A 3,172-nucleotide genomic window follows, 5' to 3' on the forward strand; every position below is an offset into this window, starting at 1 on the left:
GACCGCCCCGCCGCGCCGGACCGGCCGTCCGCTTCTTCGCCCGACGCGCCTGCCGAGGCGGCGCCCGAAGCCGTCTCGCCCGCGCCTGAGGCTGCGGCCCCGTCTCCGTCCCCCGGCGAGCAAGGCGGAGGCGATGACTGGCGTACGGTCGCTACGCCTGCTGACGCCAGCCTGCTGGGCCGTCTCGACCAGGCCTGGAGCCTGGCCCGCGCCGAAGCCGAGGCGCGCGGCTTCGCTGACGAGGTCGAATCCCTCGGCGTCCTGGTCGATCCCAACGCCGGACAGGCCGGCCGTTTGCAGCCCCCGCCGGGCGACTACCGCTGCCGCACCATCAAGATGGGCGCGCGCGACGCAGGGGCGGGCCGGGCTCAAGGCCTGGCCTACGTCGCCTATCCGGCTTTCCGTTGTCGCGTCGAACTGACGCCCGGCGGCGACCTGATCCTCGAAAAGACGACGGGCAGCCAGCGCACGCGCGGCCTGCTCTATCCCGACACCGACCGGCGCCTGGTCTATGTCGGCGCGCAGGCCTGGGGCGACGAGAGCGGCTTCCCCGCCTATGGCGCCAAGGCCGAGCGCGACCAGTTGGGGGTGTTCGAACGCATCGGACCGCAGCGCTGGCGCCTGGTCATTCCCTTCCCCAAGCAGGAATCCAAGCTCGACATTCTGGAGCTGACGCGCTGATCGCAGCTTGACCGGGCGGGGCCGCGCCCGCCACCTTGAGCGCCTCATCGCTTTCAACCTCGGAGCACCCGCATGCGCGGCGTCGGCCTCACGCTCGGATCCATCATCGCCATCGCCGTCGTGCTGGCGGTCGTCCTGATCGGCTTCCCCACCTACAACGTCTATTCCAAGCAGATGGCGGGCAAGGCGGCCTATGAAGAGGCGGTGCAGAACCGCCGCATCCGCGTGCTGGAGGCCCAGGCCGCCCTGGACTCGGCCAAGCTGACCGCCGCCGCCGAGATCGAGCGCGCCAAGGGCGCCAACGAGGCCAACCGGATCATGGCCGAGGCCCTGGGCGGCCCCGAGGCCTATCTGCGCTGGTCCTACATCAACATGCTGCAGGAAACGGCCGGCAAGGAAGGCCGCCAGACCATCTACATCCCCACCGAGGCGGGGATGCCGATCCTGGAGGCGGGCCAACGTCCGGCGCAGTGACCTGCCCCTTCTCCCCTTGCAGGAGAAGGTGGGCGCCGGAGGCGCTCGGATGAGGGGTGTCAGAGCTGCCGGTTCGGGAAGAACAACAGAGGCGCCGCCTGAGCTGTCAAGCGGCGCTGCCGTCACCCCTCATCCGTCATGCTCCGCATGACACCTTCTCCCGCAAGGGGAGAAGGGCATTTGTGCTCAGACCCGCGTTAGCCGCAGATCCTGATAGTCGTAGCTGAAGTCGATGTCGGGCGAGACGCCCTTGACCGTGGCGGTCGCGGGCTTGGCCGTGGCGATGCTGAAGGTGATGAAGGCGTCCTCCTCGCGCTTGTCGGGGAGGCGGGTGCGGAAGGTCTCGCCGTCATAGGGCTCCAGCCAGCCTTGCAGCGCTGGGGTGTGGGTGAAGCGCAGCCACAGGCCGGACTTGCGGTTGCGGCCGCGCCCCTCGGTCTTCGGCTCGATGACGATGTCGCCGTACCAGGGATCGCGCCAGGTTCCGGCGTAGGCCTCCAGCGGCAGGGACGGCGCCGCGCCCGCCGCCTGTTTGGCGTCGATCTCGACGGCGGCCTTCAGCGACTTTTCGGTTCCTTCGGCCTCGATCCGCTTGGAATCGGCGATCCAGTCGACGTCGACCTTGTTCATGGCGATGTCTGACAGGCCCGAGCGCAGGGCGCGTAAGAGGAAGCTCTCCTCCGCGTTGGTGAAGACCGAGAAGCCGATCTTGCGGCCGGGGATCAGCACCGTGGCTGAGATGCCGCCGGGCGAGCCGCCGCCGTGGGTCGCCAGCCGCTCGCCGCGATAGTCCTGCACCTGCAGACCCATGGCGTAGGTCGAGGCCACCGCCCGGTTCGGCAGAGCGGCCGTCGGCCCGTTGGACGAGGACACCACGATGTTCGGCTTGTACATCTCGCGCGCGGCGGCTTCGGAGAACAGGCGCGAGCCGTCGGCCAGCTTGCCGTCGTTCAGGCGCACGGCGATCCACTTGGCCCAGTCGTGGGCGCTGGCGCAGATGCCGCCCGCCGCCGCCGCCGAATCCCAGTTCCAGACCTCGACGATCGACTCGGCGATCTGGGTCATCGCCCCTTGATAGCGCAGCGGCGGGCCGACGCGGCCGTGCGGCAGGGCGCTTTTCTTCGGATCGGCCAGACGCGCCAGGGGCACGCTCTCGCTCATGCCCACGCGGTCGAAGATGCGGGTCTGGACGAAGTCCTCCCACGACAGGCCGGACACTTTCTCGATCACCGCGCCCGCGACCACGAACATCAGGTTGCAGTAGTGGTAGTCCTCTCGGAAGCCGTCCTCGATCGGCACGAAGGCGGCCTGGGCCAGCACCTGCGCGCGCGTGCGGTCGCTGTTGGGCCAGAACAGCAGGTCGCCGGCGCCCAGGCCGAAACCGGCGCGGTGGCTCAGCGTATCGCGCACGGTGATCTGCTGGCTCACCAACGGGTCCGACAGGGTGAAGCCCGGCAGATAGGTGCGGATCGGCTCGTCCCACTTCACCTTGCCCTCATCGACCAGGATGGCCAGGCAGGCGGCGGTGACGTTCTTGGAGTTGGAGGCGATGGCGAACAGGGTGTGTTCGTCGGCGGGCTCGGCCTTGCCCTGACGGCGCACGCCGTAGCCCTTGGCCAGCACCGTCTTGCCGTCGCGGACCAGAGCGAGAGACACGGCGGGCTGCTCGGGCCAGGCGGCCATGCAGCGCTGCACCCAGGCGTCGGCGGCGGCGGCGATCTCGTCGTCGGAGCGCGTATCGGCGCTGGTCTGGGCCCAGCCGGTCGCGGGCAGGGCCGCGCCCGTAGCGGCGACGGCGGAGGAAATCAGCGCGGCGCGGCGCGACAGGCGGATGGACATCAAGGACGCTCCCGAAGACTGAACGGCGACGCTAGCGCCGCCCGTCCGTCGGGCCAAGGGGCGTCGCGCGTCCTATGCCGCCAGCCGCCACCTTTGCAGATGCTCCAGCACGTCCGCCACGATCTGGGCGCGGGTGAAGCCGGTCACGTCGCGCGGGCGCATGCCGTCGCCGGTCACG

3 protein-coding genes are annotated in these 3,172 nt (G+C 70.0%); 2 read left to right on the plus strand and 1 reads right to left on the minus strand.

Annotated features, from left to right (window positions below):
• A partial coding sequence (locus RT567_RS15380; RefSeq protein WP_313577111.1) for a DUF4893 domain-containing protein occupies positions 1-681 on the plus strand: 681 nt, incomplete at its 5' end.
• A gap of 72 nt (positions 682-753) precedes the next feature.
• Positions 754-1,155: a hypothetical protein gene (locus tag RT567_RS15385; RefSeq protein ID WP_313577112.1), complete on the plus strand. Its 402-nt coding sequence runs from the start codon at positions 754-756 to the stop codon at positions 1,153-1,155.
• Positions 1,156-1,341: 186 nt separating this feature from the next.
• On the opposite strand, the gene RT567_RS15390 is transcribed toward RT567_RS15385, so the two are convergent.
• On the minus strand, positions 1,342-2,994 hold the full coding sequence (locus tag RT567_RS15390; protein ID WP_313577113.1) for a serine hydrolase: 1,653 nt from the start codon (positions 2,992-2,994) through the stop codon (positions 1,342-1,344).
• Positions 2,995-3,172 lie beyond the last annotated feature (178 nt).

The sequence above is a fragment of the Brevundimonas sp. genome, from assembly GCF_032107865.1.
In the GTDB taxonomy this organism is placed as follows: domain Bacteria; phylum Pseudomonadota; class Alphaproteobacteria; order Caulobacterales; family Caulobacteraceae; genus Brevundimonas.